The following is a 25,925-nucleotide window of genomic DNA, read 5'->3' on the forward strand; positions in this document are numbered from 1 at the left end:
TGTTCCATTTTAGAGATTTGTTTAAGATAAGATATAACTCATTGAGATGTGTCATAGTATTCGTCGTTAGAAAACAATTATTGTGACATTATTTCAATGAGTTATCTATTTTTGTCGTGTACAGAGAATTTTTATACATTTTAACTGATGTTATGCAGTAAAATCAGAAGCGCAATTTGATTCAAATAAAAGAACGATACGCGGTAAAGTCATCCGCAAGTGTTTGAGACAGGACGACTTCTAATCACAAATGTTTTTGCGATACTTTGAATAATTTGACGCTAGTGAACGAGTTTTGCGGATGACAATGGTTTTGGGTACTTTTGCCGAAACAAAAGTACCTCCAGCCGAAGGCTGATCCCTTTATTCAAACTCTGGATGTAAGATTCCATCGAATAGACTTAAAAAGCATATTAAAAATGCGAAATTACTTTTACGGGCGTAACATCAGAGCTTAAATCAATAGCTTATTCAACAGGCCAAGTCCGCTGTTGATACGCGCTGTCCCAGAACATCCATTCTAATTTTGCGCCGTTCGTGTAGGCGGCATGCATTTTTTCACGTGTATCTGCATCACAGCGGGCGGCCACTCGATCAATGGTTTGAATCACGTTTTGCACAGCAGTATTGAAGTCTTCACCTGAGTAGGTGTCGATCCATGCTTGGTAAGGGTTATTAGGCACAGATTGGCTGACAATGGCTTTGCCGACTTCAGCATAGATCCAAAAGCAAGGCAGGAGTGAGGCAAGGACCACAGGGTAACTTTCTGACCATGCTGTCGCTGTTAGAAACGAAGTGTAATGATGGCAGGCAAGGGTCAGTGGAGTATTTTCAAACTGTTCTTTGCTGATGTTGAAACCTTGCATAAAGTCATTGTGCAGACTACGTTCCACCACGATGGCAATTTTTGCCGCTTCAGAAAACTGAATCACATCGTCGGCATCAAACGCCTTGGCTGCACACACTGCAAGCGCACGACCATAGGCCAATAAATAATGGGCATCCTGAATGACATAGTGGCAAAAGGCATCGCGGCTTAAGCTGCCCTGAGCCAATTCCTGATTAAACGGTAGATGGAGAATCTGCTGATATAACGCGGTATTACGTTGCCAAACTTCTTCAGAAAAACGCATTGAACATTCCTGTCGTTAAAAATGAAAGACGGGTCTACACCATGATGCGATGTAATTGAGAGCCTCCATCTTAGAGTGTTTATTCAAAATGTAACGAATAATTTTTGGTTTCAATCCTGAAAAGCGGCATAATTGCGCCATAAACTTAGCTTCAAACTGGGTATTCCCTCATTTTGAAATCTTATTGAATGAATAGGTCGATCTATCATGATGAAACATTTTGGTTTCTCAATCGTCTTTACGATCGTGTGTCTTGCCATTTCTGCATATTGGGGTCTGAATCATGGCCCAAATGCAGGTGTGCAAGCCATGCTGACAGCACTGACCATTACTGTAATTTTGGCAGTGATGGAAGTATCATTGTCATTTGATAACGCTGTAGTGAATGCATCGGTACTCCGTGGTTGGGATCATTTCTGGAAAATGATTTTCTTAACTGTCGGGATCGTGATTGCTGTATTCGGTATGCGTTTGATTTTCCCAATCGTCATTGTTGCTGTAACGGCTGACATGGGCGCTATGGAAGTGGTGCAATTGGCATTGAATAATCCAATTGAATACTCTGCAAAATTGATGGCACATCATGCAGAAATTGCGGCCTTTGGTGGTGCTTTCTTATTGTTGGTGTTCCTGAACTTCTTCTTAGATGAAGGGAAAGATACCCATTGGTTCCGTTGGCTAGAGCGCCGTTTAGCTAATCTTGCAAACGTTCCTGCGATGTCCGTGTTTATTGCCCTAATTGCGTTATTGGTAATGGCAGCAAACGTGGCCGAAGCCTCTCGTCTAGCGGTAGTGATGGCGGGTATCTGGGGGATCGTGGTGTATATCGGTGTCCAAGTACTGAGTCATTTATTGGGTGGTGAACCTGAAGTTGATGAAAACGGTAATGCGGTTGGACATGACGCAAATGGCGTACCGACGGGCGTGATCAAAGCAGGTTTTGGTGGTTTCCTTTACCTTGAAGTACTCGATGCCTCATTCAGTTTTGATGGTGTGATTGGTGCATTTGCGATTACCTCTGATGTCGTAATCATTATGCTCGGTCTTGCTATTGGTGCTATGTTCGTGCGTTCAATGACCATTTACTTAGTGGATAAAGGCACCTTAGATGCTTATATCTTCCTTGAACATGGTGCGCATTATGCGATTGGTGCTTTGGCCTTCATTATGTTGGCGAGTGGCACAGGTCTTCATGTCCCTGAAGTGGTAACGGGTCTAATTGGTGTGGCATTTATTGTTTGGGCTGTGATTGCCTCAATTCAATATAAAAAGCGTCAAGAAAATTTAGGCTAATTTAAATTTGCCTAAAATCTCCCAAAAAGCGCAGCGTCAGCTGCGCTTTTTATTTGTCCAATCATCAGGATATTTAAAATCAATAAAAATCCTGCTTCGCTTTAAGCTGAATGTCCTATAATCCCATTCCAAGATTAATGAATTTTTAACCAGCTATGATGAATGCTCTTGAACGACGCTCAACTTTTGCTTTGAGTAGTATTTTCGCCTTACGTATGCTGGGGCTGTTCATGATTATTCCTGTTTTCTCTGTGGCAGGTCAGCAATATGCAGGGGCAACACCGGCACTCATTGGTTTAGCGGTGGGTGTCTATGGCTTGACCCAAGCGATTTTACAGATTCCGTTTAGTTTGATTGCAGACCGTTATAGCCGTAAACCGTTGGTGGTGATCGGGCTGCTGTTGTTTGCTTTAGGCGGTGCAATTGCGGCGATGTCCGATAGCATCTACGGCGTAATTATCGGGCGTGCGATTGCCGGTGGTGGTGCTGTATCTGCCGTAGTGATGGCTTTGTTAGCCGATGTCACACGTGAAGAACAGCGTACTAAAGCCATGGCCATGATGGGGATGAGTATCGGTTTGTCCTTTGTGGTCGCGTTCAGCCTTGGGCCTTGGCTCACAGGTTTAGTCGGCATCTCGGGTTTATTTTGGGTGACCACCATCATGGGACTTGCCGCGATTGCGATGTTGCTATTGGTACCGAAAGTAACGCGTCATCATAAAAATTTTCAACAAGGTTATCTGACGCAGTTAAAGCAAGTACTGAAAATGCCTGATCTAAATCGTTTACATGTTTCAGTCTTTTCATTGCATTTACTGCTCACCGCGATGTTTATTTATGTACCGTCTCAGTTGATTGACTTTGCCAATATTCCATTACATTCACATGGTTTGGTGTATTTGCCGCTTTTGGTCGTGAGCCTGTTTTTTGCCTTTCCAAGTATTATTTTGGCGGAAAAATATCGCAAAATGCGCGGCATTTTCTTGACCGCCATTGGTGGCATTATTTTAGGATTGGGCATCTTAATTTTTGGTTTCGAATCAAAATATATTCTGCTTACTGGCTTAGGATTATTCTTTATCGCATTTAATGTGATGGAGGCATTATTACCGTCATGGTTATCGAAAGCAGCTCCAATTCAATCCAAAGCGACTGCCATGGGGGTGAACGCCAGCAGTCAGTTTCTGGGGGCATTTTTTGGTGGTATGATTGGCGGGCAACTTCTGTTGCTAAATGATACGGCAATGGGATGGGGCATCCTGACAGGGCTAGCCATTTTATGGTTGATCATTAGTTTTGGGTTGGCTCAGCCGCGTTATTTATCGTCTATGGTTTTCAGTTTGCCTGAAGATAAAGAAACGGATGAATGGACTTCTCAGCTTTTAGCAATTCGTGGTATTGAAGAAGTTGTGGTGATGTCTGACCAGCAAGTGGCTTATGTAAAAGTGGATAAGCAGCAGATGGATGAATCTGCGCGACAACATTTAACGCACTTGTTAGGGAAAGAGGTAGCCATTTAAGCATAACTCTTATAAAGTAAATAATAGAAACAAATAGGAAGAATACGTCTGATGCGTGGTGTAAATAAGGTCATTTTAGTTGGTACTTTGGGTCGTGACCCTGAAACAAAAACTTTCCCAAATGGTGGTTCTCTCACTCAGTTTTCAATTGCAACGAGTGATTCATGGACAGATAAAAATACAGGTGAACGTAAAGAGCAAACAGAATGGCACCGTATTGTGTTACATAACCGCTTAGGTGAAATTGCACAGCAATATTTGCGCAAAGGTTCTAAAGTTTATATTGAAGGTTCATTACGTACTCGTCAGTGGACAGATCAAGGCGGTCAAGAGCGTTACACGACTGAAATTCGTGGTGAACAAATGCAAATGCTTGACAATAATCGCCAACAAGGCGAACAAGGTCAAGGCGGTGATTTTGGTCAGCCTCGTTTTAATAATCAACAAGGTGGTTATAACAATAACCAAAACCAAGGTGGCTACGGTAATAGCTCAAACCAAGGCGGTTATGGCAATAACCAACCGGCTCAAGGCAATAGCTATGGCAATAACAACCCAGGTGGTTTTGCGCCAAAACAACAGCCTGCACCGACACCGGCTCCTGCAGCAGCAGATTTAGATGACGACTTACCGTTCTAATGAACCTTAAACACAGCGTTTAAAACGGTAGATCATCATCAAAAAAAGCCCTCAATCTTGAGGGTTTTTTTTCGCAGGTCTCATCTTGAAAGATCAGTTTCATTTTGAAATTGAGTCGATGACTTATTTTTTTGCAGAAACCCACATGGTAATCACGGCTTTAAAAACTGCTTCATTACGTGTGTTGTTCACCACGACATTCACCAAATAATCACTCCCTGCATTCCACGTAAAATTAACATCGACAGGCGTGGCAATGGCTGTTAAATCTGTATCGGCTTTTTTCAAATATTCCACAGTCATGCCTTTGGGAATCCAACGATGGCTGCTCGGAACGGTCACATCGGTCATGGTTCCGCCAGCCAATTCAGCCATATTACACATGGCAATCGCGTGGACAGTGCCAATATGATTCAGCACGCTGCGCTGTTTTTTTATATGTAGTTCACAGTATTGGGGCTTTAATTCATCAAAAACAGGCGAAATACTGCTGAAATACGGTGCTTTCAAACACAGCAATTTTGAAAAAGTCCATTTCCCTGCGGGTTTGTTTTGGAAGGTCTTCCATAATTTTAATGCTTGGCTCATGCTTAATTATCCGTCATTATTCAGAATATAATTCTAATACAGAATATTGTTCTGTTAATGGCGTAAATGACGTCACAGCTATTAAAAAAAGCCAACATTGTTTTAAAATGACCCGATCAAAGGGAAGGTATCGATGTCGTCAAATCAAGCATTATTGCAACGAATTTACAGTGGTCGCCGAGCGGAACTTAAACGGCAGATCTTAGGAGAAGCCCTTGCATGTTTTTTAGAGCAAGGGATTGAAACGACGACGATTGAACATGTACGAGACCGTGCAGAGACCAGTGTTGGTGCGATTTACCATCATTTTAAAAATAAAGATGGTTTAGTAGCAGCATTGTATTTTGCGGCATTGCAAGATCAATTTGCAAAAAGGGCAGACGCCTTGACACAGGCTCAATCGCTGCAGCAAGGCATTCAAGCCATTTTGTGCTCGTATATCGACTGGGTCGAAGCGTATCCAGATTTTGCAGGATTCTTGTATGCGGCAGGGTTTAGTATGCGTAAGGAAGCGCTACAAGCCGAGTTAAAACAACATAATCTACAACGCAATAGCGCACTGCTGGACTGGTTGACCGCACAACCCGATTGGCATTTGATCGAGCATTTACCCAAAGAATTAATGATGTCTTTGGTCTTGGGGGCAACGGAAAATTATTGTCGGGCATGGTTGTCGCATAAAGTAAAAACGCCACCATCACACTATAAACAACAGTTTATACAGGCTGCTTGGCAGACCCTCTGTATGGATATGAAAGCTTACTCTCATTGAACTTGATTGCTTTGCACGATGGAAAGGCAAAGATTGATTTAAATAACAAATCTAAAAATTCGATAGTTTTTATAAAAAAGTTCGGTTTTACCTATGGTTTGATATTTCGTATTCTAGCTTCAACAGATAAGCAATCCCTGAAATGAGTTAGAGGAATATCAAATGAGTTTAATTAATACTGAAGTAAAACCATTTAACGCTACCGCTTACCAAGACGGTCAATTTATTGAAGTTTCAGAAAAAGACTTCTACGGTAAATGGTCTGTGGTGTTCTTCTATCCTGCTGACTTTACGTTTGTATGTCCAACAGAATTAGGCGATCTTGCTGATCACTATGCTGAATTCAAAAAAATGGGTGTAGAAATTTATTCAGTATCTACTGATACACACTTCACGCATAAAGCTTGGCACGATTCTTCTGAAGAAATTAAGAAAATCGAATACCCAATGGTTGGCGATCCAACTTGGACACTTGCGAAAAACTTTGATGTTTTAATTGAAGCGGATGGTCTTGCTGACCGTGGTACTTTCGTGATCGACCCTGAAGGTAAAATCCAAATCGTTGAAATCAACGCAGGTGGTATCGGCCGTGATGCTTCTGAATTGATGCGTAAAGTAAAAGCTGCTCAATATGTACATGCACACCCAGGTGAAGTATGTCCTGCAAAATGGAAAGAAGGTGAAGCGACGCTTGCACCATCGATCGACCTAGTGGGTAAAATCTAATTTAGTGATCCAACCGTAGATTTAAAAAAGCCAGAACTCAGTTCTGGCTTTTTTTTGTGGTCTAGAACATTAAACTAAATAGCCATCATGCTCCGGAGCATAGTCACGAATTCCAGCGACTAAATAGTCAATTAATCTTTCCATGACTAGGCGCTGACCTTTTCGCGAAGCATATACCAATTGTACCGTACCGACATTTGAGCACCATTCGGGGAAGAGGTGAATTAAACGACCTGCCTCAATATCTGCTTGTACCGTTAAATACGGTAAGTCTGCGATGCCTAAACCATCGAGTACCGCATAATAAGCACCGGCTAAGTCATTGCTTTTAATCCGAGGTTGTAAGGCAATTTCAATCTGCTCTTGCTGTCCCGTATGATGCAAATGCCATTGATAGCGGTTTTTCTGTGTACCCAAAACGATACTCGGAAATTCTGTCAATTCGAAAATATGCTTTAACTCGCGTCCTTGTAAAAGTTCAGGACTAATCACTAAGCAATGCACGGTTTTAATCACGTCACGTACAATAATGCTCGAGTCTTCATTTTTACTAAAATTGGTACGAATCGCTAAATCAATGTCGTCATGCAAGACATCTACACGGCGGCTAGACAGCTCAAGTTCGACCTGAACTTTGGGATGATCTTTTAAAAATTGATTTAACAAGGGGCGAATTTGATGTTCCATCATGACCGGTGGACAACTAATTTTAACCAAGCCTTCAAGTTCACTTTTTTGCTTCAGGAGTACCTGATGCGCACATTCGACTTGTTCGATCACTTTTATGCATTCTTCATACAATTCTTGGCCTAATGTCGTGACCTTAAAGTGTCGGGTAGAACGCTGAATAAGGGTGACATTATATTTGGCTTCGAGATCTAAAATGCGTCGGCTTAATTTTGATTTTGTAATATTCGATGCTTCACTTGCAGCGCTAAAACCGCCATGTTTCACCACCAAGTAAAAGTAGTAATAGTCATCAAATGAATGCATGGATCACCTTATGCAGTGAAAATTATTTCAATTCAAATCATCATACGTCAATTTATACATCAGGTATAAAAAAAGCGGCTCGAAGCCGCTTTTTACTACTGAAGGATTATTTCTTTTCAGTATTTTGCGTATAGCTGTTGATTAGGTTGCGGTAGTCCGGTATATGGTTGCCGAAAAGCGCACCTAAACCTTCAATATCATTACGCCAGTCGCGGTGTAATTCACACGCGGTACCAAACCACGTCATAAGCTGCGCACCCGCTTGCGTCATACGTTGCCAAGCTGAGTCACGGGTTAAATGGTTGAATGTACCTGAAGCATCGGTCACCACAAAGACGCCAAAGTCTTCTTCTAAAGCAGACAAGGTTGGAAATGCAACACAAACCTCAGTCACTACACCGGCAATAATCAATTGCTTTTTGCCTGTTGCTTTGACGGCTTTCACAAAGTCTTCATTGTCCCAAGCATTAATTTGACCTGGGCGTGCAATATAAGGTGCGTCAGGGAACATCTCTTTTAGTTCTGGAACCAATGGACCGTTTGGACCTTGTTCAAAACTGGTGGTGAGAATCGTTGGAAGATTAAAATATTTTGCGGCTGCAGCCAGTGCGAGCACATTATTTTTAAATTTATCTGGATCAATGTCGCGAACCAATGAAAGTAGACCTGTTTGATGGTCAACTAAAAGTACCGCGGCATTATCTTTGTCTAAACGAACGTAAGGTTTGCCCCATTTTATTGTCCTCTTTCCTGTTTGCAAGTACGCAGGATCAGATGAAATCTGCGTGTTAACTAGATTTAGAATAGTTGTAAAAATGAGACAATGAAATGGGTTTAAATGAGAAGCTCAATCATAAAATTGGGATAATTCATCGTTATATATGACTTAAAGCTTAGAATTTCTGAATTAATGCTTGGTTTTGAGTGAGGTGCAGATTGTATGTCTGAGTATTGTTCTAAATTTGAGATATAGAATGCTATCTGGATGATGGCCATCAAGTATTTCAAAGCTTAAAATAAGCGCTATGTTCATCCTATCGTATGAATATAGGAGCTAAGAAATGAAAAAAGTAATTGGTGTTTATCGTAATCAGCAAATGCACTGGGTGGGCGATGGTTTTCCAGTCAAAAGCTTATTTTCCTATGATCGTCTAGGTCAGGCGATTAGCCCATTTTTGCTTTTGGATTATGCGGCACCTTATCAGTTCGATCCCACCACTGCACGGCATGGTGTAGGTTCACATCCACATCGTGGTTTTGAAACGGTGACTATCGCCTACAGCGGTGAAGTGACTCATAAGGACTCAAGTGGTGGTGGCGGCACAATTCAAACAGGCGATGTGCAATGGATGACCGCAGGGTCGGGTCTGGTGCATGAAGAATTTCATTCGCCTGAATTTGCTCAAGCAGGTGGTCTTTTTGAGATGGTTCAATTGTGGGTGAATTTACCGGCAAAAGACAAAATGACTCAGCCTTGTTACCAAGCGATCACACGCCAAGATATTCCTCGCATAGACATGGATGAAGGTGCAGGGCATATTCGGGTGATTGCCGGTGAAATGGGTGGTCACCTTGGGCCTGCACAAACCTTTAGTCCAGTGAATGTCTGGGATGGTGAATTGAAAGCTCAATATGAAACCACCTTACATGTACCTGAAGGGCATAACACCATTTTGGTGGTCTTGAAGGGTGAGGTTGTGGTGAATGAAAGCCATAAAGTGCAAGACAGTTCGATGGTCATGTTTGCCAAAGATGATATCGCCATTCAGCTACAAGCGTTGCAGGACACACAATTTCTGTTACTTAGCGGTGAGCCACTAAATGAGCCGATTCAAGGTTATGGCCCATTTGTGATGAATAGCAAAGCTGAAATCATTCAAGCCTTTGATGATTTCAATAACGGAAAATTTGGTGAAATTGCAGTGGCGCATGAAGCTTAAGTGAAAATCATGCCGTTGAAATAGCCGAAAAAAAAGCCTCTGAACAGTCAGAGGCTTTTTTATTGAGCGCTGTAGTATTTATTGTTGTCATGATTTAAATATCATTTTACTTTTTATAAATTGTGATGAATTTATCACTTTCTTATGTGGCGCATCTTAGCGGTACTTGGCTTTAAAGTAAACCGAAAGTTATAAAAATGGTTAATTTAATTGTTTGGTTTTATAGGGTAATTAAAATTTTAAAGAAAAATATGTTTAAAAAACAAAGCTTAAATTGTGTGCTTTCTGACTGTAAATATTTGTAAATTTAACTTAAAAACGGCTGTACTGAAATCCATACAAAAAGTGCGAATCTGGTATTTTTTAATAGCTATTTTTAACTTCTGATCAGTCATACTTTTAAACTGTGTTTTATAGATGGAAAAGAAAATTGGAAATTGCAGTCATCGGTAGTGGCATGGCTGGGCTGGCTACCGCAAGAATTCTTAAAGACGCAGGGCATAACATTACAATTTTCGAAGCTCTGCCTGGTCGTGGTATGGATAGCCACAGCACTGAGTTTGAAGGCGGCTTGATCGATGCCCCTTTGCGTGTGATGAATCCACACCTCTGGAAAAATACCTTAAGTTTGGCGACCCATTTAGGGATTAAAACCTTCCCCGTCCGTACCTATATGGCATGCAGTTGGCTATTTGAAGATCGTACAGAAACGTGGTTGACCACCAGTCGTAGCCGTATTGGTAATTTCCCAATTATTAATAACCGGAAAGGCTTACAACAATATGGCTGGCGTTTAGTCAAAGGAATGTTGCAACTCAAAGCCGCGATCACTCGATTTTTTAAATCAAAAAATCAGGACATCATGCTTGCCGAGTTCATTAATAAAAATGAAATTGAAGAAGTATTTTGGCATGGTGCGGTCATGCCAGTGTTGTATACCATTTGCACCTGTAACCCGAAAACGATTGGCGAATGGCCTGCTAAACCGCTGTTGATTTTCTTGCGTCAATTGACCAATGGCGATGCCTTGCTGCGTATCCAAGGTGGTACACCTGCGTTGGTTGATAAACTGATTGAAGGTTTAAATATTCAAAGTGGTACGGCAATTACCAAAGTGCACGAGCAAGACGATAAAGTCTTGGTGGAAACTGAGGCCGGAACACATCATCTATTCGATCGTGTTGTAGTCGCGACACCAACCACCAAAACGGAAGAATTTTTAGATTCAACCCAGTTTGCTGACGATATTGAGCTTTTAAAGAAATTTAAATTTGAGCAAGGTCAGTTGGTGATTCACACTGATCAAACCGTGATGCCACCGAAGCGTAAAGATTGGTCTGTACTAAGTTATATGATGGACCGTAAATTTACCCGTCAGCAATTTACCGTATGGCTCAACTCCATTGAGCCGAGCTTGGTGGGTAAAACCCCTGTGTTCCAAACCTGGCAGCCAGTGACACCGATTGATCCTAAAAAAGTGATCTCTTCGGTCAGTTTGACACGTGCAGTGGTGGATTCACATACCGTGGCGCTGAATAAAGAGTTACAGCAACGACATTTATCCCCTGAACGTAAAGTCTTCTTCTGTGGTTCATGGTCTTGTGACGGTCTGCCGATTTTAGAGTCTGCGGTAACGTCTGCTATGCATATTGCAGAAATTTTTGGTGCACCATTGCCGTTTGTGGGTTTAAAACCTAAAGTGGAGGTTGCCCCTCAACTCGGTTACTAACATGAAATGGCTTCAAGCAATTCGTCAGTACGTCCCTAGCCATAAATATGCGATTAACAGTCGATTACTCGGAGATGATGCGGAGCTTGCTTGGAGCAATTTGGGCTATTGGGATGATGCAAAATCATCCTATCCTGCAGCCTGTCAAAAACTCGCTTTATATCTTGCCGAATCCATTCAATTAAAATCTACAGATCGTGTTTTAGACCTTGGTTGTGGGCAGGGCGCGAGCTTGGTTTTTTGGATGGAACATTTTCAAATTCAAAACTTATCCGCAGTCGAATTGCAAACCGAATGTGTGGAAAAAATCCAAAAAAATTTAAATTCAAAAATCAAAATACAACAAGATTCATTTTTGAATTTAAAAAATATTTATCCACAAAACGCTATGGATGCAGTGCTGTGTATTGATGCTGCGTATCATAGTGATTTGAATTTATTGCTTTTATCAGTTGTTAATGTTTTGAATTCAAAAGGACGCTTTGCTTTTCACTATTTAATGTTGTCCGATACGTTTTTGAATTTAAATTCATTACGGCGACTGCAATATCAAAGTCTGTTGAAAGCAGCAGATGTGAATTTGAAAAATTTAAATTCAAAGCAAAATTTACAACACCAAGTGCAACAGGCAGGTTTCGAAAATATCCAGATTGAAGATATCAGCGAATTCGTATTTCAGGGTTTTGCCGATTATATTCAAGAACAAAAAAGTCAGACGAGCCTGAGTCATGTGGATCAATTCAAAATCAAGATGACGGCAAAATTGTGCGAAAAGTTGTATCGAGACGGGCTGATTCGTTATGTGCAGATTAGCGCGAGGAAGCCATAAAAGAGTGGCTCTAAAAACATCAAAGCCTCACTAAAAAGTGAGGCTAAGAAATGGTGCCGGCACACGGATTCGAACTGTGGACCTACTGATTACAAGTCAGTTGCTCTACCAACTGAGCTATGCCGGCGTTGTGGAATGCATTCTACAGATTTTTTGAAGTGGTGCAAGTTAAAAAAACAGCAAATCGAATGTAATTTATACGTTTGATTTATTCAGCATTCAACCGATGTTTGGCTCTAAAAACCAGAAAAATAAAATTAGGCAATGTTTCGCCCACAAGATGTGGGCGAAAAAATAGGATGGATGAACGTTGAGTGCTATTTCATTCTTAAAATTTGGTCTAGATCCTGTGCGCATTCCTCAAGTGTATATGCCATCTCCAGTTGCATTTGGGGGCGGAGTTCATTGGCGAGCTTTCGCCATTCGTCAATCAGACGCTGTGCTTTTTGAATTTTATGTTTATTGATGTCTTTGGCAAGGGTTGGGGTATAGCCACCACGTTTGGCATTCTTGATCTGCTTAACATAATTCTGGCTGTTATTCATGTTCTCTCCCGAATAGCAGTGATATATGAAAGGTGTTTTTTAAGTTTTTCGTTGATCAAGTTAAAAGTACCGCAATCGCGTTTCAGTTCTATGATGTTTAAATTAATGAATAATTTTTTGAATAGCACCTATATTGAGAGGATGATTTATTTTTAGCATAGGCTTAAGTAATTGTCTTTAGAATATAAAATTTGTATTTGTAAATAAACGTGTCTTTCTTGCTGCCAATAAAAAATCCATAAGTCATGCATTAGGAAAAAAACGTGTGATTGAAATCCATCAATCAGGACTCAAATACTGTGAAGTTATTGAGCTAAACAAATAGAAGATCAATTAGGGGGATATTTAATATTGAGAACAATAAAATTAAAAAAGGCCTAAATTTTATCAATTTAGACCTTCATTCTGCTTGGCATTGCAGTTTATTCTGGCGGTGAAAGAGGGATTCGAACCCTCGAAACGCTATAAACGTTTACACACTTTCCAGGCGTGCTCCTTCAGCCACTCGGACACTTCACCTTTTGCGCGGTGGATAATAGCGAAAAAAATATATTCTGCCAAGAGAAACAATTGAATTAGACAAAAACATCTTGAGCGGTGCTATGATTCGCAAAAATCCTGTCTAAATTGAAGACAATTATATGCAAAGTACTGCACAAAAAGCCGCATTGCCTGCCATCACCTTGGCAGCTTTGGGCGTAGTATTCGGAGACATTGGGACGAGCCCGTTATATGCGCTGCGCCAATGTTTCCTCACAGCACATTTGGCGATTAGCGAAGCGTCTGTGCTGGGTATTCTGTCCCTGATTTTCTGGTGCATCATGCTGACGATTAGTTTTAAATACGTCAGCATCATCATGCGCGCAGATAACAATGGCGAGGGCGGTATTATGTCGCTGTTGGCCTTGAATCTACGAACCACACGAATTGCCGAAAACAAAAAAATCTACCTGATCGCTCTTGGTTTTATTGGGGCATCTTTGTTCTTTGGTGATGGGATCATTACCCCCGCAATCTCTGTGTTATCCGCGATTGAAGGTTTAAGTATTGCGACGCCGATGTTTAACCAATGGCTGCAACCCTTATCGATTGGTATTTTGGCGGGGCTATTTTTAGTGCAACGCCATGGCACAGGCACGATGGGTAAATTCTTTGGTCCCTTGACGCTCATGTGGTTTTTATCCATTGGTGGTTTTGGACTATGGAGTATTTCGCAAACACCATTTGTGTTGACCATGATCAGTCCGCATTGGGCTTTCAATTTTGTGGTACAGCAGCCCTATGTTGCATTCTTGACCATGGGTGCGGTCATCTTGACGATGACAGGTGGTGAGGCAATCTATGCCGATATGGGGCATTTTGGCCGACTCCCAATCCGCTTGGCATGGTTTATTGTGGTCATGCCGTGCTTGCTGTTGAACTATGCAGGCCAAGGTGCCTTGCTACTGCGTAATCCTGAAGCTTTAGCCAATCCATTTTATATGCTGATCCCTGAATGGGCATTGTATCCAATGATTGCTTTGGCGACAGCGGCCGCGGTGATTGCCTCTCAAGCGGTGATCACAGGGGTATTCTCTATGGTCAATCAGGCGATTCAATTGCGTTATTTGCCGCGTTTGACAGTGAAACATACCTCTGAAGTTGAACGTGGTCAGATTTATTTGCCATTTATTAACTGGGCATTGTTTATCTCGGTGCTGATCTTGATCTTGCTGTTTGAAAACAGTGCGAACTTGGCCAGTGCGTACGGCGTAGCTGTGACCATGACCATGCTCTGCGGTACGATTTTGATCTCAGTTTTGGCTTATGGTTTATGGCGTTGGCCGGTTTGGAAAGTGGCAATATTTGCAGTGCCATTTTTATTGATTGATTTGATCTTTGTTGCATCGACATCATTAAAAATTGCAGCGGGCGGTTGGGTTCCAATCCTGATTGGTGCGGTATTGTTTACGATTTTAATGACGTGGAAAGATGGACGGGCATTGGTGCTCAATCGGCTCGGTAAAGATGCTTTGCCTATTGACCTGTTTATTCGCAGTGTCAGCATGGGTAGTGAAACCAAGTTTGTTCCAGGTGATGCCGTATTCTTGACAGGAACGCCTGAGATCGTGCCTCATGCCATGTTGCATAATATTAAGCACAACAAAGTTCTGCATGAACGCAATATTATGGTTACGGTCAACACCCGAGATGTGCCATTTGTACCCGAAAATGAGCGGGTGATCACGGAAAAACTAGATGATCGATTCTATCGAATCACGATGTTTTATGGGTTTAAAGATCAGCCGAATATTCCTGCCGCTTTGGAGCATGCGTATCGTGAATTGGGCTTTGAATTTGATCTAATGCAAATCAGTTTCTTTATTTCCAGAGACCGTATTATTCATACATTGGGTGAAGGAATGGCACCTTGGCGAGAAAAGCTGTTTATCTCTATGCAGCGAAATACCAGTCCAGTCAGCGATTTTTATCAAATTCCAACCAACCGTGTGGTTGAGTTGGGCAGCCAGATTGAAATTTAAGACGTAGATTTAACTTTTAGGCATAGATTTAAAAGTTAAACACGAAAAAGCCAGATCAATTCTGGCTTTTTTATTTGGGATAATTGAACTTATTTAGTCCAAAGACATAGAGATCATTCTGTTGCTTTTTCCTGGGAGGAGTATGCGAGCAAAACAACAGAATGAACATGTTGCGTTATTTCATCCTTGAAAATACGCTGATTAGTTGATTGTCGCGTCTACATCTGCAGAGGCTTCAGGCGCAGCTTGGATGGCTTCGTCAGCAACAGGTGCTTCTGGGTTGGCTTGAATTGATGCATCTGCAGGATTTGCACTTTGAGTTTCAGGTGCTGCCATAAAAGCATCCTGTTGTGCTTGAGGGGCTTCAGGTAATGCAGCCGATGCGCTATCGGCATTCACTGGCGCTTCTGCAGAAGAGGCAATGACGGGTGCAGCGTTGTTATCCGCTGATACGGCTTCAGGTACTTGCTGTGCTGTTTCCACAGGTGCTTCAGTTACCGCGGCTTCAGGTGTATTGGCCACTGCCGTTTGTTCAGTTGGCACAGACTGCTCTGTAGGTGCAGCAGCTACACTTTGCTGTTCATTTGCGAGTGCATTTTCCGCTTCAGTCGCTGCTTGTTCAGCATTTGCAGGGACTGCAGGGGCATTCGGATCGATTTGGTTTGCCTGAGCCTGTTCAGGGTTTAAGGGCTGTTCTGTTGCAGCGGCATTGACTTGTCCGGCAGGTGCTTCAAGCAATTGAACTTGACCACTTGATACCAAGTCCTGAATAGAACCGGGTTGACCATTCACAGTGGTCACAATTTTGACTTTAGACAAGCTTTCTAAAGTGTCACCGGGTTGAATCGGCGGCTCTGCAAATGCTGCTGCGCTCATTAAACCTGAAATTAAACCTAAACCTAAAATTTTAGAATGCATAGTCACTCCGTATATTTTTATCGCAATTTTTCGTATTTTTACCTTGTCATAATTCTTGAGGCGAATTCAATGAAACATACGCAACTGCTTCATGACTTCTTATAAAGACCTGCACAACTGCGACATAAAGTTACATCAACTGCTGCTTTGTTAAACAATATTTGTGTGATTGTTAAGCAAATTAAAAAAGAAAAGTGTACTAAAATTTTCACCCTTGCTAAGCTGCGGAAAAATAGTCCTTTTTAGAAGTCATTGTTGTAAGTCATGGTTAAAAAGAAACGCAATTCAGCAAATCCGCTTTCACAGTTATTTGGGCAAAATGGCATAAAAGTGCTGTTAGGTCTGGTGGCAACAGGGAGCTTTGCAATTGCTTTCGGGCAAGAAAAAATTCAACAACTTGTTTCCATGAGCAGCAGTTCAAATAGCGCCTGTTTGGACCAATTTTACCGTGAAGTGCCGCCTTATTTGGTCCGTGAAAGCCTGCACAAAAATAGTTTCCCCCTGTGTTTTAATGGCTTTAATGTCATGTATTCAGGGATATCCAAGACACCGCTTTGGGTTGCAGAAGCATTAACCCCTGCACGCCTGAGTCAAAAAATTCCGCGTGAAGATAACTTTCATGAAGAGACTCGCGTGCCGTCTGAATATCGGGCTTTGCTGTCAGACTATAAATCTTCAGGCTATGACCGTGGACACATGGCACCCAATGCCGATATGCCCAATAAAGCGGCACAGTTAGACAGTTTTTCTTTGGCCAATATGGTGCCGCAAGCCCCAAAAAATAATCAGCAAGTGTGGCGCGAGTTAGAAGAAGCCACACGGGCGATAGTGACCAAACAAAAGCAAGATGTCTATGTGGTGACGGGGCCGGTATACAGTGCGAAAAAATTAAAAACCATCGGGCAAGGGGTCATTGTGCCGACCGCCACTTATAAGGCGATCTATTTGCCGAAAAAAGGTGTTGCAGGCGTGTACTATGCAGACAATACCTTGCGTGATACGGCACCGACAGTCAAAGTCATGAGTATTTGTGCGCTAGAAGAACTGACTGGAATTAATTTCTTTCCAGAATTAACCGAAGACCAAAAGCGTAATACCTACCGTTTGCCACTCAAAGCCACCCAAGTAAAAGCAAATCAAGATATCGCTTATTTGCATTGGGATGCTGAAAGCCAGTGTGCTGCAGATGTCGCAGAAGACAAGATTTTAAGTTTGCAAAAAGAGTTTAAATCGAGTGGTGGTTCTGTGGGAGAGACATCCATGGCAAGCAGTGAAAATGACAACAATCAAGATGCCTTGGTCAAACAATTGATTGAAGAAATTTTGCAATATCTGCTACAGATTTTGAAATAATCGAGCAGCTAATAGCGCTGAACTGCGAGCGATGAAGAGGATCATTGCTTGCAGTTGAAATCTTTTTCACGTATTTCTATTGCTGCATCACTACAACAAAAAACAAGGATATCCAACATGTTTAAAGCATTTGAAAATGACACAGCGTCGCATGCAATTCATGACTTAACATTAGAAAATGGCCAAGATCGAATTAATATTTATGGCAACTTACAGGTGACGAAAGACCAAGCAGGTTTAGCTGCAGCGAAAGCTTTACAGGCATTTTTCAATGATGTGGTGACCACACTTGAGGCAGAAACCAACTTAGCTGAAAAAATAGCGCAGGGCGGTGAAGACAACGAAGTGGAAAATCCATTTCTTTAATGCTGTGTCATCGGCCGTCGAAGGAAGCAATGCTCAATTCGGGATGAATGAAAAAAAGCTCACAGGTTGTGAGCTTTTTTATGGTGTCTTCTTCTATTTATGCGTCTTTTGCCATCAGTTTATAGATGACAGCACCAATCACCGCGCCAATGATAGGGGCTACCCAAAATAGCCAAACTTGTGAAAGCGCAGCAGTTTCAGCAAAGAATGCCACACCCATACTACGCGCTGGGTTGACCGAAGTATTGGTGACGGGAATGCTGATGAGATGGATCAATGTAAGCGCAAGACCGATTGCAATTGGGGCAAATCCGGCAGGTGCACGTTTATCTGTTGCTCCCATGATCACAATCAGAAAGCCAGCCGTCAGCACAATTTCAATAACTAACGCTGAGAGCATAGAGTATTTGCCCGGAGATAACTCACCATAGCCATTGGTGGCAAAACCGCCGACACCGGTAAATCCGGCCTGACCTTGTACAATGATGAATAGAATAAATGCGGCGAGGGTTGCACCCAGCAATTGAGAAATAATATAGGGTGCTAGTTCTTTCGCTTCAAAACGACCATCGGCCCACAAGCCGATACTCACGGCAGGGTTAAAATGTCCCCCCTGAGATATGACCCAGCGCATAAGCAGCCGTTAATACGGTTAAACCGAAGGCCAGTGCCACGCCAGCGAAGCCAATGCCAAGTTCAGGAAAGGCCGCAGCCAAGACCGCACTACCACAACCACCAAAGACCAGCCAAAATGTACCGATCAGTTCTGCTAAATATTTATTCATTTATCGAATATGCATAGATTTAATGGATTTTGCTGAAAATCACAATATATAAAATGATAACTGTGTCACATTTTTAACTTACTGCTTCAATTTGCGATAAGCGCCATTGCTGTGGGGTCAAGTTTCGCCATTGTTTAAAAGCGCGTTGAAACGCACTCTGTTCTGAATAACCCAGCAGTAGAGCAATTTCCTGCAAACTTAAATGCGGGTCTCTTAAAAATTCTTCTGCCATCATGCAGCGGACCTCCTGCATACGTTGCTGATAGGTGCTGCCTTGTTGTTGTAAATGGCGTTGTAATTGTCGGACGGACAGATTCAGTTGCGTAGCGACATGTTCAATTTGGAACTGATTTTTTTGCAAACCCATTAAGATGGCTTGCTGTAAGCGTTGGTCGATTTGCGTGGTATTCGGCAGCTTTTCCAATAAAGACTGTGCCTGCTGCATTAACAGTTTTTGTAAGGTCTGATCGCCTTGGGAAAAGGGGCGAGACAGTTCTTGAATGGGAACAATAACCTTTGACTTTTCTTGGGAAAATCGAACTTTACAGCGAAAATATTGTTCATATTGTGCGACATTTTTCGGTGCAGGATTATGAAAATGCACTTCGTGTAAATTGATATCTTCAAAACGCATGAATAATTTTAGAAACTGCAGCATTAAGGCAATCGCAATTTCATCGGTCAATTGATTGGCCATATTCATGGGTAAATCATTCCAACCGATCGAGAAAAAATCATTTTGAATATCAATCAGCAATGGGCTGCCATCGAAGATTAAGCGATGAAAATCATGGTAGCAGAGCAGCGCTTCGCCCAAGTTTTCACAGGACAGAGCAATATACGCAATAATGCCAATATGTTTAGGTTGCACATGTTCTGCAATTTCTAAACCCAGCGCCGGCTTTTGGATCTTTTGATCTAAATCCATCAATAAATCACGCCAAATGGCATAATCAAAACGCTCTAAGTTTTGAACTTTATTCAATTTTTCAGGAATAGCAATGCCTTGGGCTTGGTGATAAGCATAGAGCAAATGGCCCAGTCCTCCATAGACCGATCCTGTATAGTCCTTGAGTTGTTGCATATTTTTTTAATTCTAAATTTTGTCGTGTTTTGTCAATAATATTAAAAAAAACGGTCAATATCTAGCTTTTTTCATTACCTATAGTGGAGCTAAGAAAAGGAGATATTGGTCATGTTAAAAGGTTTTATTGCAGGGTTGGTCGTCGCCAATGCCTTTGAATGGTTCGCACATAAATATGTTTTGCATGGGACACATCGGTCAGGCAAGCCACGTTTTAGTCCAGTACCGAAAAGCATGAAATCACATTGGGAACATCATCGTGAAGTTCGAAAAACAGATTTTCATGATCATGGCTATGTTGAAGGTGTACAGAACTGGCGCACTAAAAATGAAATATTGTCACTGGTGGCAGTTTCAGCCATATTTGTCCCGCTGTTTTATCCTATTTCCAAAGGAATGAGTTTATCTGTGCTGTATTGCGCAGGGAATTATTATTATATCCATCGTCGCGCACATCTTGAGCCAGAGTGGGCGATGAAAAAGATTCCATGGCACTATGACCACCATATGAATTCAAATCAGGATGCCAATTGGTGTGTGACCAAACCGTGGTTTGATTATATTTTAGGGACTCGGGTGATCTCCTCGGCGAAATTACAGGAACAAAACCCATTGGGTGTGCTACTGCCGACAGCGATTGCCAAGCCATTGTCGCATTGGGTCAATCGGGTATTTCCTGCAAAGTGGGTGGCTGAGCGCGAAAAGCCAGTTGCACTTCTTGAAACGGTCTAATATGAATGCACTGTGCGTTTTGACAACAAGCTTTGCTACCCATTTGAGCTGTCGCAATTTGTCAATAAATTATGAATCTACTGTCAATCAAATACAGTGTAAATGCCCTATATTTAAATCATCAAAAGGCTTGTACACGACGAGTTGATTGATGAAGTTGCTATGTATATTTTTTCATTTGTTTTAAGTATCAGACCAAGTGCTGTAGTTTTTCTTGGTTTATAGGAGCCGACAAGGCTCCTTTTTTTATGTCTATAGTAAATCAATTGCATGGGCGATGCTCTGCTGTAACTCCATGTTGTTGCATCAAAAACACCAAAGCAAAAAAAAGAGCGAATCATCGCTCTTTTAAATTTTCATTGAAAACGAATCAATTAAAGGCGCATTTCAATGCCTTGTTCTGCAAGATATTTTTTCGCTTCAGGAATGGTGTGTTGACCAAAGTGGAAAATAGAGGCAGCAAGCACAGCATCTGCGCCACCTTTTAAAATACCATCGGCCAAATGTTGGAGATTACCGACACCACCAGAAGCAATGGTTGGAATGGTCACACGGTCATTGATGTTACGCATCAGTTCAAGGTCATAACCCGCTTTGGTACCATCTGCGTCCATTGAGGTGATGAGTAATTCACCTGCACCGAAGTCCGCCATTTTTACCGCCCATTCGATGGCATCGATACCGGTTTCTTTACGACCACCGTGGGTGAAAATTTCCCATTTATTATCGCCGGTTTTTTTCGCATCAATAGCAACCACAATACACTGTGCGCCAAAACGCTGAGAGGCTTCTTGTACAAATTCAGGATTATAAATAGCCGCAGAGTTAATCGAAACTTTGTCCGCACCCGCATTTAATAACAGGCGGATATCTTCTACTTTACGCACGCCACCACCGACTGTTAATGGCACAAATACAGACTCAGCCATACGCTCTACTGTACGGTAAGTAGTATCACGACCATTTGAGGTTGCGGTGATGTCTAAGAAGGTAATTTCGTCCGCACCTTGTTCGTTATAACGGCGTGCAACTTCAACTGGATCGCCTGCATCACGAATATCAAGAAATTGAACACCTTTCACTACACGACCGTTGTCCACGTCGAGGCAAGGAATAATACGTTTAGCAAGCATAATTTTTTCCAAAAATAACAGCCGATTATGAAACTTCGCGACTTAGATGCTACACCTTAGTAGTCGGAGCGGTTATTCTATCAAAAATATGTAAGTTTTTTCGCAGGTTTTCTATGTCGGTTTATACCACTTTGACTTTAAAGGAAGTTCAGGATTTTGCAGCACCTTATGGACTGGAGGTGATTGACCTGATTCCGATTCAAGGCGGTATTCAAAATACCAACTATTTTATTGTTTGCGAAAATGGTACGCAGTATGTATTAACCGTTTTTGAAGAGATGGACGAGCAAGGTGCAGGGGAGCTGGTCCCTGTACTTGAACATTTGGGGCAGGCTGGTCTAGCTGTGCCTGTACCGCTGAATCATTCGGGTAAAGCGATTCATAGCTTAAAAGATAAACCTGCACAGATTGCGCCACGCATGCAAGGTCAACATCCCGTGCCTGCGAGCTTAGCGCAAGCAGAGGCGATAGCTGTGGCTCAAGCGAAAATGCATGTGGCTTTACAAGACTTCCCTTTGGAACGTGCAGAATATCGTGATCATGCTTATTGGTTACAAGTTTCACGTAATATACGTCCAACATTAAATGAAGCAGATACCACGTTGCTTAACAATTTGTTGGGTTTATATGACATCTTAACGGCGATGTATCCAGACCGTCCTAGCGGTTTTATTCATTCTGATTTGTTCCGTGACAATACTCTATTTGAAGGCGATCAACTTAACGGCATTTTAGACTTTTATGAGTTAAATAAAGACGAACTCTTGTTTGATATTGCTATTACTTTAAATGACTTCTGTACTGAATATCCGGATGTGCATTTGAATGAAGACAAAGCCATTGCCTTTTTACATGCATATGAAAGCGTGCGCCCATTAACCGCAGATGAAAAATCATGTCTAGAGTTATATTTGGCAATGGCGGCGGGTCGCTTCTGGATGATGCGTTTACAGGTGGCACAGAAAAATGCTGCAGAAGGCCGTACAGGGGATGATATTTTGCAGAAAAACCCTGCTGAAATGCGTAATATGCTGATTGAACGATTAAAATTCGTCACAGCATAAATTTTAAAAACAACGAGAGGGAAAAGCATGCGTGATCAAGGACGCTTAGTAGAATGGTTTGATGACAAGGGCTACGGCTTCATTCAACCGAACGATAGCACCAAAGATCGCGTATTTTTGCACATTAAAGATTTTTCCCGTCCCGGCCCACGACCAATCGTGGGCTGCGCGTTGGATTATGCTGTGATCTTAGACGAACGCGGACGCTTTCGTGCACAGCAAGTGCATTATTTAAAAGCCTCACAAACCAAAGCTACACAACGCCCCAATAAAAAAAATGTGGTGCAGATGCCGCGTCAGGCAGAGCCGATGCAAATCTTGTGCATCATTTATATCCTCGCCTTGGCGGGTTTGTCTGTGGCGGGTTTACTCAGTGGCATGGTGCTGCTTTTTGTGAGTATTATCAATGTCCTGACCTATTGGTTCTATGCGCAAGATAAAGAAGCTGCGCAAATGGGGAACCGACGCGTGCCAGAAAATACACTGCATCTTTTGTCTTTTTTAGGTGGGTGGCCGGCGGCATGGCTAGCGCAGCAACGTTTGCGGCATAAAACACAAAAACAACCGTTTCGAAAAATATATTTCTGTACCATAGCCTTTAACATATTACTGATTTTATGGCTAATTTCACCATTTAATATCCTGCATATCTAGGGTGGAATGATCCGAAAAATCATCATGACGGAGAGCGAAATGAATTATTCCATTGATAAAGATCCAAACCGCCTGCTCACGATTATTTTGTATATTCTTTATATTGTGGCGATTTTTTCTGCCGGCTTGCTTGCGGTCCTCGCGCTGATTATCAATTACGTCAAACGCAGTGATGTGCGTGGTACGATTTTTGAAAGCCATTTTACTTGGCAGATTCGTACGTTTTGGTGGTATCTCATTTGGAACATCATTGCTTTCGTGCCTTTTATTTTTCTGTTCTTTACTGGCAATAATGCTAATGCCTTTGCAGGGGTGGCACTGGGAGCAAGTACCTTCTGCGTCACGGTGATCGGACTGTCTTGGTTATGGATTGTGTACCGCGCGATTAAAGGTTTAATTCGTGTCAATGACAACAGACCGATGTATGAGTAAATACAGCAGCATAATGACAAGCGACCCATGGGTCGCTTTTATTTTTTTCGTTTGACCATTCGATAGGCGGCATCAAAAAATGCTCTTTTATAAAGCAATTGCACATAAAAGTGCTTAACTTTGGTTATTTAAGCAAAATTGACTATACATTTTTAAGAATTATAACTTACATTTTTAATAAAATAACTTTGCTTATTTAATTTTATTAATTTACATATTTATTTTTATTATTTTACATTCTTAATAATATAAATTTACGTTTTTACTAAAATAAATTTACATTAATGTATAGTTGTTTATTTAAATTATTTTCTGGATTTTTATTTAAAATTACACCAGTTTAGGTATTAGCTATAGAATCGACCACGGCGACGGCGCATACCTAAAACGTGTATTGCGCGTACCAATACCGCATACGAAACAGGATAGCTAAATCGCTGTTCAAATAATGGAACTAGATCACTAATATTTTTAAATTTTGTATTTTTTACAAATACTTGAAATTCATTCCAGTCGCGAATGTGGCTCGGTGCACCACGGTTTTTTGCGGCTTTTGGGAGCAAACTTCCGGTCTCTTCCTCCAGGCGAATCCAAGCATCCAAGGTGACTCGAGAGATGTTAAACTCTTTGCATACAGCCACTTTGTAGTCAGTTTTTTTATACATCTGAATGGCTGATTTTCTGGTTTCTAAATCATACTTTGGCATTTTTTGAATCATCATTAAAATAATGAATGAATATTATATGGCATGTTGATTGCAAAAGAACCTGTAACGCAAATAAATATAGTTCAGGTGACGTGCATGGAAACTTCAGCGTCTGTTTTAAAAAAAATGTCTTTATGGCAAGTGGTGATTATTGGTGTCGCATATATGACGCCAATGGTTGTGTTTGATACTTTTGGCATTGTGTCCGGTATTACAGATGGCCGTGTGCCGCTGGCCTATATTTTGGCTTTATTTGCCATGCTCCTCACCGCATTTAGTTATGCGCGTTTTAGTAAGCATTCGGATAAACCGGGTTCTGCTTATACCTACACTGCAGAATCTTGCGGGCCTCAAACTGGCTTTTTTGTCGGTTGGTGTTCTTTACTGGATTACATCATGCTGCCATTGGTCAATGCGCTTTTGGCAAGTATTTATTTAGAAGCAGTGATTCCAAGCGTGCCGTACTGGGCATGGGTGATTTTGTTTACTAGCTTAGTCACGCTCATCAACTGCTTCCGTATCAATATTTTGGCCAATTTAAGCATGATCTTTGTCTGTGCGCCTGTACTGCTGATGGGCTTTTTTATCTATCTCGTCATTAAAGGTATAGGGAGTGAGCAAGGTTATGCGCATGTCTTGACGCTCGCGCCGCTATTTAATGGTGATACGTCAATTTTGCCACTTATCGCAGGGGCTTCAATCCTGTGCTTTAGCTTCTTAGGTTTTGATGCGGTGACGACCATGTCACATGAAACCAAAGACCCGAAACGCACAATTCCTCGAGCGGTTATCCTAACCACGCTTACGGGCGGTGTGATTTTTATTACAGCATCCTGGTTTGTGCAATTGTATTTTCCAACCAATGTCCGTTTTAACAACCCAGATGAAGCGCTCCCTGAGATCGTCCTGTACGTGGGTGGGGCGCTATTTCAATCAGTATTTTTATGCGCCCAAATTATGAATACATTTGCTTCTGGGCTTGCCACGCATGCCAGCGCATCACGCCTAATTCATATTATGGGACGAGACGGCATTTTTCATAAAGGCACATTTGGTCAAGTGCATAGCAAGTTAGGCACACCTTTATATGCAGTATTGCTGATCGGTCTGATTTCATTGGCAGCCATTCGTTTAGATTTAGCTACAGTGGTGAGCATGATTAGCTTTGGTGCCCTCATTGCCTTTACCGCCGTGAACTTCTCCGTGTTTATGAAGTTTTATGTACGTGATGGTCAACGTCATGGTCTTAAAAATATCTGCCTGAACATGCTGCTGCCGCTACTTTCAGTGGCAGCGATTATGTGCCTTTGGGTGAGCCTAGAACACAACGCCTTGGTTTGCGGAGGTATTTGGCTGGCAGTGGGCGTCGTATTGTTCGCTTATAAAAAGTTAAGAAAACAAAATATTGTGATTGGCAATGCGTATTAAGAGGCTGAAGCCTCTATAGCGATCAAACAGAATTGAATTG

Annotated in this window: 25 protein-coding genes, 2 tRNA genes and 1 pseudogene; 16 read left to right on the forward strand and 12 right to left on the reverse strand. The window is 41.8% G+C overall.

Going from position 1 to position 25,925, the window contains the following annotated elements; translation table 11 throughout:
• Positions 1-467 precede the first annotated feature (467 nt).
• Positions 468-1,133, reverse strand: coding sequence for a thiaminase II (tenA, locus tag FTU79_RS13265; RefSeq protein WP_078193179.1), 666 nt, complete (start codon positions 1,131-1,133; stop codon positions 468-470).
• A gap of 207 nt (positions 1,134-1,340) precedes the next feature.
• Here tenA and FTU79_RS13270 point away from each other — a divergent pair, with 207 nt between their 5' ends.
• The 3 genes from FTU79_RS13270 to ssb all read left to right on the forward strand — a co-directional run bounded on the left by FTU79_RS13270 (position 1,341) and on the right by ssb (position 4,585).
• A complete protein-coding gene (locus FTU79_RS13270) occupies positions 1,341-2,426 on the forward strand; it encodes a DUF475 domain-containing protein (protein ID WP_180050623.1) in 1,086 nt (361 codons plus the stop codon).
• Positions 2,427-2,581: 155 nt separating this feature from the next.
• Entirely contained in the window at positions 2,582-3,946 is a 1,365-nt protein-coding gene (locus FTU79_RS13275) for an MFS transporter (protein WP_111884498.1), read from the forward strand.
• Between the two features lie 51 nt (positions 3,947-3,997).
• Positions 3,998-4,585 carry a single-stranded DNA-binding protein gene (ssb, locus tag FTU79_RS13280; RefSeq protein WP_078193176.1) on the forward strand — a complete coding sequence of 196 codons (588 nt, stop codon included), beginning with the start codon at positions 3,998-4,000 and terminating at the stop codon, positions 4,583-4,585.
• Between the two features lie 123 nt (positions 4,586-4,708).
• On the opposite strand, the gene FTU79_RS13285 is transcribed toward ssb, so the two are convergent.
• Positions 4,709-5,173, reverse strand: coding sequence for a hotdog fold domain-containing protein (locus FTU79_RS13285; RefSeq protein ID WP_180050626.1), 465 nt, complete (start codon positions 5,171-5,173; stop codon positions 4,709-4,711).
• A 133-nt stretch (positions 5,174-5,306) separates the two neighbouring features.
• Between FTU79_RS13285 and FTU79_RS13290 the strand changes: the two genes are divergently transcribed.
• Entirely contained in the window at positions 5,307-5,945 is a 639-nt protein-coding gene (locus tag FTU79_RS13290) for a TetR/AcrR family transcriptional regulator (protein ID WP_180050629.1), read from the forward strand.
• A gap of 162 nt (positions 5,946-6,107) precedes the next feature.
• A complete protein-coding gene (gene ahpC, locus FTU79_RS13295; RefSeq protein ID WP_078190520.1) occupies positions 6,108-6,671 on the forward strand; it encodes an alkyl hydroperoxide reductase subunit C in 564 nt (187 codons plus the stop codon).
• Between the two features lie 69 nt (positions 6,672-6,740).
• Here ahpC and FTU79_RS13300 read toward each other — a convergent pair whose 3' ends face one another.
• Positions 6,741-7,664 (reverse strand): LysR substrate-binding domain-containing protein, encoded by a 924-nt coding sequence (locus tag FTU79_RS13300; protein WP_168378962.1) that lies wholly within the window; start codon positions 7,662-7,664, stop codon positions 6,741-6,743.
• 106 nt (positions 7,665-7,770) lie between these two features.
• The gene (gene ycaC, locus FTU79_RS13305) at positions 7,771-8,403 is read right to left on the reverse strand and encodes an isochorismate family cysteine hydrolase YcaC (RefSeq protein ID WP_180050753.1); all 633 of its coding nucleotides are present in this window, start codon (positions 8,401-8,403) and stop codon (positions 7,771-7,773) included.
• A 322-nt stretch (positions 8,404-8,725) separates the two neighbouring features.
• On the opposite strand from ycaC, the gene FTU79_RS13310 reads away from it, so the two are divergent.
• The 3 genes from FTU79_RS13310 to FTU79_RS13320 all read left to right on the forward strand — a co-directional run bounded on the left by FTU79_RS13310 (position 8,726) and on the right by FTU79_RS13320 (position 12,162).
• Positions 8,726-9,604, forward strand: coding sequence for a pirin family protein (locus tag FTU79_RS13310; protein ID WP_180050632.1), 879 nt, complete (start codon positions 8,726-8,728; stop codon positions 9,602-9,604).
• Between the two features lie 430 nt (positions 9,605-10,034).
• Positions 10,035-11,333 (forward strand): FAD-dependent oxidoreductase, encoded by a 1,299-nt coding sequence (locus tag FTU79_RS13315; protein WP_180050635.1) that lies wholly within the window; start codon positions 10,035-10,037, stop codon positions 11,331-11,333.
• Between the two features lies 1 nt (position 11,334).
• The gene (locus FTU79_RS13320) at positions 11,335-12,162 is read left to right on the forward strand and encodes a cyclopropane-fatty-acyl-phospholipid synthase family protein (RefSeq protein ID WP_180050638.1); all 828 of its coding nucleotides are present in this window, start codon (positions 11,335-11,337) and stop codon (positions 12,160-12,162) included.
• 51 nt (positions 12,163-12,213) lie between these two features.
• Here FTU79_RS13320 and FTU79_RS13325 read toward each other — a convergent pair.
• From FTU79_RS13325 to FTU79_RS13335, 3 genes are all read right to left on the reverse strand, one after another.
• Positions 12,214-12,289, reverse strand: a tRNA-Thr gene (locus tag FTU79_RS13325).
• A gap of 190 nt (positions 12,290-12,479) precedes the next feature.
• Positions 12,480-12,707, reverse strand: a complete 228-nt coding sequence (locus FTU79_RS13330; protein WP_078190515.1) for a hypothetical protein — start codon at positions 12,705-12,707, stop codon at positions 12,480-12,482.
• 428 nt (positions 12,708-13,135) lie between these two features.
• A tRNA-Ser gene (locus FTU79_RS13335) sits at positions 13,136-13,226 on the reverse strand.
• A gap of 122 nt (positions 13,227-13,348) precedes the next feature.
• On the opposite strand from FTU79_RS13335, the gene FTU79_RS13340 reads away from it, so the two are divergent.
• Positions 13,349-15,229: a potassium transporter Kup gene (locus tag FTU79_RS13340; RefSeq protein ID WP_078193161.1), complete on the forward strand. Its 1,881-nt coding sequence runs from the start codon at positions 13,349-13,351 to the stop codon at positions 15,227-15,229.
• A 201-nt stretch (positions 15,230-15,430) separates the two neighbouring features.
• Here FTU79_RS13340 and FTU79_RS13345 read toward each other — a convergent pair whose 3' ends face one another.
• Positions 15,431-16,147, reverse strand: a complete 717-nt coding sequence (locus FTU79_RS13345) for a hypothetical protein (RefSeq protein ID WP_180050641.1) — start codon at positions 16,145-16,147, stop codon at positions 15,431-15,433.
• Between the two features lie 264 nt (positions 16,148-16,411).
• Between FTU79_RS13345 and FTU79_RS13350 the strand changes: the two genes are divergently transcribed.
• Both FTU79_RS13350 and FTU79_RS13355 read left to right on the forward strand, forming a co-directional pair.
• Entirely contained in the window at positions 16,412-17,500 is a 1,089-nt protein-coding gene (locus FTU79_RS13350) for a DNA/RNA non-specific endonuclease (protein ID WP_168378985.1), read from the forward strand.
• Between the two features lie 117 nt (positions 17,501-17,617).
• A complete protein-coding gene (locus FTU79_RS13355) occupies positions 17,618-17,866 on the forward strand; it encodes a hypothetical protein (protein WP_078193158.1) in 249 nt (82 codons plus the stop codon).
• 97 nt (positions 17,867-17,963) lie between these two features.
• Here FTU79_RS13355 and aqpZ read toward each other — a convergent pair.
• Together aqpZ and FTU79_RS13365 are read right to left on the reverse strand one after the other, a co-directional pair.
• Positions 17,964-18,651: pseudogene (gene aqpZ / locus FTU79_RS13360) on the reverse strand (aquaporin Z).
• Positions 18,652-18,724: 73 nt separating this feature from the next.
• A complete protein-coding gene (locus tag FTU79_RS13365) occupies positions 18,725-19,735 on the reverse strand; it encodes an AraC family transcriptional regulator (RefSeq protein WP_180050661.1) in 1,011 nt (336 codons plus the stop codon).
• A 111-nt stretch (positions 19,736-19,846) separates the two neighbouring features.
• On the opposite strand from FTU79_RS13365, the gene FTU79_RS13370 reads away from it, so the two are divergent.
• Positions 19,847-20,467, forward strand: coding sequence for a hypothetical protein (locus tag FTU79_RS13370; RefSeq protein WP_180050665.1), 621 nt, complete (start codon positions 19,847-19,849; stop codon positions 20,465-20,467).
• Between the two features lie 374 nt (positions 20,468-20,841).
• Here the strand turns inward: FTU79_RS13370 and hisF are convergent, their stop codons facing one another.
• Positions 20,842-21,603, reverse strand: coding sequence for an imidazole glycerol phosphate synthase subunit HisF (hisF, locus tag FTU79_RS13375; protein ID WP_306674445.1), 762 nt, complete (start codon positions 21,601-21,603; stop codon positions 20,842-20,844).
• A 110-nt stretch (positions 21,604-21,713) separates the two neighbouring features.
• Here hisF and FTU79_RS13380 point away from each other — a divergent pair, with 110 nt between their 5' ends.
• Genes FTU79_RS13380 through FTU79_RS13390 form a run of 3 tightly spaced genes read left to right on the forward strand, consistent with a single transcriptional unit; the run spans position 21,714 to position 23,750 of the window.
• The gene (locus FTU79_RS13380; protein WP_180050669.1) at positions 21,714-22,664 is read left to right on the forward strand and encodes a homoserine kinase; all 951 of its coding nucleotides are present in this window, start codon (positions 21,714-21,716) and stop codon (positions 22,662-22,664) included.
• Positions 22,665-22,691: 27 nt separating this feature from the next.
• A complete protein-coding gene (locus FTU79_RS13385) occupies positions 22,692-23,318 on the forward strand; it encodes a DUF1294 domain-containing protein (protein ID WP_180022370.1) in 627 nt (208 codons plus the stop codon).
• Positions 23,319-23,357: 39 nt separating this feature from the next.
• Positions 23,358-23,750: a hypothetical protein gene (locus FTU79_RS13390; RefSeq protein ID WP_168378990.1), complete on the forward strand. Its 393-nt coding sequence runs from the start codon at positions 23,358-23,360 to the stop codon at positions 23,748-23,750.
• 347 nt (positions 23,751-24,097) lie between these two features.
• On the opposite strand, the gene FTU79_RS13395 is transcribed toward FTU79_RS13390, so the two are convergent.
• A complete protein-coding gene (locus FTU79_RS13395) occupies positions 24,098-24,457 on the reverse strand; it encodes a helix-turn-helix domain-containing protein (protein WP_180050672.1) in 360 nt (119 codons plus the stop codon).
• A 96-nt stretch (positions 24,458-24,553) separates the two neighbouring features.
• Here FTU79_RS13395 and FTU79_RS13400 point away from each other — a divergent pair, with 96 nt between their 5' ends.
• The gene (locus tag FTU79_RS13400) at positions 24,554-25,885 is read left to right on the forward strand and encodes an APC family permease (protein ID WP_180050676.1); all 1,332 of its coding nucleotides are present in this window, start codon (positions 24,554-24,556) and stop codon (positions 25,883-25,885) included.
• Positions 25,886-25,925: the final 40 nt, after the last annotated feature.

Source organism: Acinetobacter sp. YH12144, from assembly GCF_013418345.1.
In the GTDB taxonomy this organism is placed as follows: Bacteria; Pseudomonadota; Gammaproteobacteria; order Pseudomonadales; family Moraxellaceae; genus Acinetobacter; species Acinetobacter amyesii.